General features: G+C 43.4%; 2 tRNA genes and 3 rRNA genes. All 5 read right to left on the reverse strand.

The window, feature by feature from the left end:
- Positions 1–1,233: 1,233 nt before the first annotated feature.
- Positions 1,234–1,342 (reverse strand): 5S ribosomal RNA (gene rrf, locus MTQ00_RS22235).
- A 161-nt stretch (positions 1,343–1,503) separates the two neighbouring features.
- Positions 1,504–4,258, reverse strand: a 23S ribosomal RNA gene (locus tag MTQ00_RS22240).
- Between the two features lie 172 nt (positions 4,259–4,430).
- Positions 4,431–4,504 (reverse strand) — tRNA-Ala (locus MTQ00_RS22245).
- Positions 4,505–4,590: 86 nt separating this feature from the next.
- Positions 4,591–4,664: transfer RNA gene (locus MTQ00_RS22250), tRNA-Ile, on the reverse strand.
- A 214-nt stretch (positions 4,665–4,878) separates the two neighbouring features.
- A 16S ribosomal RNA gene (locus MTQ00_RS22255) occupies positions 4,879–6,395 on the reverse strand.
- Together the 16S, 23S and 5S rRNA genes with 2 tRNA genes alongside form the textbook arrangement of a ribosomal RNA operon.
- Positions 6,396–6,777 lie beyond the last annotated feature (382 nt).

A 6,777-nucleotide genomic window follows, 5' to 3' on the forward strand; every position in this document is an offset into this window, starting at 1 on the left:
TTTAAATTCATATTTAGTTCATATTTGATCTTAACTCACTGATAAGCAACTTAAAAAATTTCAATGCTTTTTCCTGGGTTTAGAATGATAAAGGCGAAAACATAAGAGAAAACTGCCATAACAAGGGAAAAGGAAAAAAATAAAAGCTATAAAATGAAGGGTTTTCTATGGAAAAATGGAGGGTTGAGACAGGAAAAACAAGAAGTAGAAAGGGAAAAGTAAGGAGAAAAATGGAAAATGAAGTGCTGAAGAGTAAAGAAAAAAATATCTGACTAAAAAAAAGACTGCAATAAATTCGGTTTGAACACAACAAAAAATATGATGTAGCATTTTATAAGATCAATAAGTATCTCTTTATTCTTTATTCTTTATTCTTTATTCTTTATTCTTTATTCTTTATTCTTTATTTAAATTTCCTCCTTTTTCACCACATTGTGGTAGCTTGAATAATAAATCAACATACTTATTACTGGTAAAGGTGCAAGATAGGGTCTTTATATGATCTCCGATTATATTGATATTCGTAATCCATATCATTATGCCCGTTATTAAAGTATAGATCATATTATATCTTGTATTGCTTCGGATGACAGGATAAAATCTTTGAGCTCAAATTTCCTAGGATTTAGATCCTGTTCCTAAAGTAAAGCTTTTCATCAATTGCAATATACTATTGGGATATCTTTATTCCGGATAAGGTCATTCTTCCAGGCATATAATTCATTAAGCTGTGCATGCAATAACAATATGGAATAATTTATAATTGATTAAGATATTATTGGTGATTGGCGATTAAAACCTAAAAGTTGAAAATTAAAAATGGAAAGTTTTTAAGTTGGCTAAAGCCACTAGGATTTTGGAGGCTATTACTGAAGGGCTAAAGACCACCTCTATTGATGAAAGCTTGTAAAAGAATAAAGAGCCTAAAGTAGTAGTAGTAGTAGTTGTTGTTGTTGTTGTTGTTGTTGTTGTTGTTGGAAGAGGAATAAAATACAAAGTCCTACTAACTATGAATGATAAATGATAAAATGATGATTGATAATGAGCCCTATTAATTGATATTTGTCTGTTAATCAATAATGATTGATAATTGATGATTGATCTTTTATCATTTATAATTCATCAATGATCATTTATCTTTTATTCCTATGGTATGGTAGGTATAGATATGTATAGGTATAGTTATAAAACAAAAAAGTCTCATACAAATTCATGTATGAGACTTTTAATAAAAACTGGCGGCGACCTACTCTCCCGCTTGTCGCAGTACCATCGGCGCTGGTGGGCTTAACTTCTGTGTTCGGAATGGGAACAGGTGAGCCCCACCGCTAAAACCACCCTAAAGAAGGTATATAAGATATCAGAGGCTAGATTTCAGATTTCAGACTCATTATAAAGTCTGTCATCTGATGTCTTGTATCTGACATCTGTTTTATCGGTAAATTTCATCACAAAGGCAAAACCAGTATTGCACTTATAAGACTTGAACTAGTGTAACCTATAGGCTATAAATCTACGGGTAATTAGTACTACTCGGCTATGCTGTTACCAACTTTACACCTGTAGCCTATCAACGTGGTCATCTCCCACGACCCTTAAAAGATGTCTCATCTTGAGGCGAGTTTCGCACTTATATGCTTTCAGTGCTTATCTCTTCCAAACATAGCTACTCAGCGGTGCACCTGGCGGTACAACTGATACACCAGAGGTTTGTTCAATTCGGTCCTCTCGTACTAGAATCAAGCCCTCTCAAACATCTAACGCCCGCAATAGATAGAGACCGAACTGTCTCACGACGTTCTGAACCCAGCTCGCGTGCCACTTTAATGGGCGAACAGCCCAACCCTTGGGACCTTCTCCAGCCCCAGGATGTGACGAGCCGACATCGAGGTGCCGAACCTCCCCGTCGATGTGAGCTCTTGGGGGAGACTAGCCTGTTATCCCCGGAGTACCTTTTATCCTATGAGCGATGGCCCTTCCATACGGAACCACCGGATCACTATGTCCTGCTTTCGCACCTGATCGACTTGTAGGTCTCACAGTCAAGCACCCTTATGCCATTACACTCTACGCACGGTTACCAAGCGTGCTGAGGGTACCTTTGAAAGCCTCCGTTACTCTTTTGGAGGCGACCACCCCAGTCAAACTACCCACCACGCAATGTCCTTCCTAAAGGAAGTTAGGCTCCAAGTAAGTAAAGGGTGGTATTTCAACGTTGACTCCACAAACACTAGCGTGCCTGCTTCATAGTCTCCCACCTATCCTACACATTACTTACTCAAAGTCAATACGAAGTTATAGTAAAGGTTCACAGGGTCTTTTCGTCCCATTGCGGGTAATCGGCATCTTCACCGATACTACAATTTCACCGAGCTCGTGGCTGAGACAGTGCCCAGATCGTTACACCATTCGTGCAGGTCGGAACTTACCCGACAAGGAATTTCGCTACCTTAGGACCGTTATAGTTACGGCCGCCGTTTACTGGGGCTTCAGTCAAACGCTTCGCTTACGCTAACGCCCTTCCTTAACCTTCCAGCACCGGGCAGGTGTCAGACCCTATACAGCATCTTTCGATTTAGCAGAGTCCTGTGTTTTTGATAAACAGTCGCCTGGGCCTCTTCACTGCGGCCACCATTGCTGATGGCGTCTCTTCTTCCGAAGTTACGAGACTATTTTGCCTAGTTCCTTAGCCACGACTCACTCGAGCACCTTAGGATTCTCTCCTCGACTACCTGTGTCGGTTTTGGTACGGGTTGCTTCACTTCGGCTTTTCTTGGAAGCACTTTCCCTGCAGCAGCTTCGCCCGAAGGCTAGGCCTTGACTATTCCGTCAGTCTCCAGCAGGTACGGCACTCCGTCCCCTTTTTAGTGTGAGCAAGTATGGGAATATTAACCCATTGTCCATCCACTACCCCTTTCGGGTTCGCGTTAGGTCCCGACTAACCCTCAGCTGATTAGCATGGCTGAGGAAACCTTAGTCTTTCGGTGAGGGGGTTTCTCGCCCCCTTTATCGTTACTTATGCCTACATTTTCTTTTCTGTCCGCTCCACAATACCTCACGATACTGCTTCGGCGCAAACAGAATGCTCCCCTACCAGATGTACAATGTACAAATCCATAGCTTCGGTAATATGTTTATGCCCGATTATTATCCATGCCGGACCGCTCGACTAGTGAGCTGTTACGCACTCTTTAAATGAATGGCTGCTTCCAAGCCAACATCCTAGCTGTCAATGCAGTCCAACCGCGTTGCTTCAACTTAACATATATTTGGGGACCTTAGCTGTTGGTCTGGGTTCTTTCCCTCTCGGACATGGACCTTAGCACCCATGCCCTCACTGCTGATCAACATTTATTAGCATTCGGAGTTTGTCAGGAATTGGTAGGCGGTGAAACCCCCGCATCCAATCAGTAGCTCTACCTCTAATAAACTTATAATCAACGCTGCACCTAAATGCATTTCGGGGAGTACGAGCTATCTCCCAGTTTGATTGGCCTTTCACCCCTACCCACAGGTCATCCGAAGACTTTTCAACGTCAACCGGTTCGGTCCTCCACTCTGTGTTACCAGAGCTTCAACCTGCCCATGGGTAGATCACAAGGTTTCGCGTCTAATCCTACTAACTATCCGCCCTATTCAGACTCGCTTTCGCTCCGGCTCCGGACCTGAAGTCCTTAACCTCGCTAGTAAAATTAACTCGTAGGCTCATTATGCAAAAGGCACGCCGTCACCCAACTTGTGGGCTCCGACCGCTTGTAGGCGTACGGTTTCAGGTTCTATTTCACCCTTCTATTCGAAGTGCTTTTCACCTTTCCTTCACAGTACTTGTTCACTATCGGTCTTTCAGGAGTATTTAGCCTTGGAGGATGGTCCCCCCATATTCAGACAGGATTTCACGTGTCCCGCCCTACTCATTTATCATCTATATATACCTTTCGAATACCGGGCTATCACCGTCTATGGCCGCACTTTCCAGTACGTTCTTCTAAATATATAAAGACTTTTGGGCTAATCCGCTTTCGCTCGCCACTACTTACGGAATCTCTTCGATTTCTTTTCCTCCGGGTACTTAGATGTTTCAGTTCTCCGGGTTTGCTCCTCTTACGAGGTAATACATCTTCAATGTATTGGGTTGCCCCATTCGGACATCTGCGGATCAATTCGTGTGTGCCAATCCCCGCAGCTTTTCGCAGCTTACCACGTCCTTCGTCGCCTCTGAAAGCCTAGGCATCCGCCATACGCCCTTAACGATTTCTTTCCTATTTTTAGGTTACTCAAGCACTTATAAGTGCTCGGTTTTCTCTTTGTGATGTCTTTACCGTTAATGTCAATGATCTTTATTTCTTCTGTATTAATGTAAAACGTATTCATGTATCAATGACGGCTCTCGTCATGAGGTTTACATGCTTCTTTTTTACATATACAAACTGTGGAGAATAAGGGAGTCGAACCCTTGACCTCCTGCGTGCAAGGCAGGCGCTCTAGCCAGCTGAGCTAATTCCCCCTCTAGTAGACTTCAGATATCAGATCCTAGATCTCAGACTTAATGTCTCATGTCTTATATCTGATCTCTTCCCGTCTTATAATTAGTAGTCTCGGGCAGGCTCGAACTGCCGACCTCTACATTATCAGTGTAGCGCTCTAACCAGCTGAGCTACGAGACTTTGTTTTAGATGTTAGATTTTAGATATCAGATGTTAGACTAATCTCTAACTTCTAATTTCTAACTTCTTTTCTAAATCTCTTCCCTTTTACTAATTTCTAGTGGGTGTTGTATTTTTTTATATATCAACCAAATAAAAAACTAAAGCTTCTCTTTAAGTAAGTACATGGTACACTTAAGTACCTTTATTTTGTTTAACGTTCTTCAACGCTCTAAAATGAGATGTTCCAGCCGCACCTTCCGGTACGGCTACCTTGTTACGACTTAGCCCTAGTTACCTGTTTTACCCTAGGCAGCTCCTGTTACGGTCACCGACTTCAGGTACCCCAGACTTCCATGGCTTGACGGGCGGTGTGTACAAGGCCCGGGAACGTATTCACCGCGCCATGGCTGATGCGCGATTACTAGCGATTCCAGCTTCATAGAGTCGAGTTGCAGACTCCAATCCGAACTGAGACCAGCTTTCGAGATTAGCATCCAGTCGCCTGGTAGCAGCCCTCTGTACTGGCCATTGTATTACGTGTGTGGCCCAAGGCGTAAGGGCCGTGATGATTTGACGTCATCCCCACCTTCCTCTCTACTTGCGTAGGCAGTCTCACTAGAGTCCCCAACTGAATGATGGCAACTAGTGACAGGGGTTGCGCTCGTTGCAGGACTTAACCTAACACCTCACGGCACGAGCTGACGACAACCATGCAGCACCTTGAAAAATGTCCGAAGAAAAGCCTATTTCTAAGCCTGTCATTTCCCATTTAAGCCTTGGTAAGGTTCCTCGCGTATCATCGAATTAAACCACATAATCCACCGCTTGTGCGGGCCCCCGTCAATTCCTTTGAGTTTCAAACTTGCGTTCGTACTCCCCAGGTGGCTAACTTATCACTTTCGCTTAGTCTCTGAATCCGAAAACCCAAAAACGAGTTAGCATCGTTTACGGCGTGGACTACCAGGGTATCTAATCCTGTTCGCTCCCCACGCTTTCGTCCATCAGCGTCAGTTAAGACATGGTAACCTGCCTTCGCAATTGGTGTTCTAAGTAATATCTATGCATTTCACCGCTACACTACTTATTCCAGCTACCTCTACCTTACTCAAGACCCGCAGTATCAATGGCAGTTTCATAGTTAAGCTATGAGATTTCACCACTGACTTACGAGTCCGCCTACGGACCCTTTAAACCCAATAAATCCGGATAACGCTTGCACCCTCCGTATTACCGCGGCTGCTGGCACGGAGTTAGCCGGTGCTTATTCGTATAGTACCTTCAGCTACCCTCACGAGGGTAGGTTTATCCCTATACAAAAGAAGTTTACAACCCATAGGGCCGTCATCCTTCACGCGGGATGGCTGGATCAGGCTCTCACCCATTGTCCAATATTCCTCACTGCTGCCTCCCGTAGGAGTCTGGTCCGTGTCTCAGTACCAGTGTGGGGGATCACCCTCTCAGGCCCCCTAAAGATCATTGACTTGGTGAGCCGTTACCTCACCAACTATCTAATCTTGCGCGTGCCCATCTCTATCCACCGGAGTTTTCAATATCTAATGATGCCATCAAATATATTATGGGGTATTAATCTTCCTTTCGAAAGGCTATCCCCCTGATAAAGGTAGGTTGCACACGTGTTCCGCACCCGTGCGCCGCTCTCTAGATCCCGAAAGATCTATACCGCTCGGCTTGCATGTGTTAGGCCTCCCGCTAGCGTTCATCCTGAGCCAGGATCAAACTCTCCATTGTATGTTTGTCTGACTCACTCAAAGTTTTGACGCTTTAGTTTTTCCTTACTTGGTTGTTATATTGTATTTCAATGATCTCTTTTCTTCCGCTTTTCTCTAAAGCTTTTTCTCTGTCGTTATTGCTTTAGATTTGCGAGTGCAAAAGTAATTAATGTTTCTGAACTGACCAAATGTTTTTGAAGAAAATTTTAAAGTTTTTTTCTGTAACCTTAATCCCTCTTTAACACTTATCTCAATTTTACTCCGCGCTCCCTTAATTGGGACTGCAAAGATACAAACTTTTCTCAATTTTCAAAATAAATTATTATTTATTTTTTTTAAATCTTTCGTTTATAATTACCCTCTTCTGCGCTACCTACTATCTCTCGTTTTCAGTGGGGCAA

Source organism: Chryseobacterium sp. B21-037, from assembly GCF_028570785.1.
Classification (GTDB): Bacteria; Bacteroidota; Bacteroidia; order Flavobacteriales; family Weeksellaceae; genus Chryseobacterium; species Chryseobacterium proteolyticum.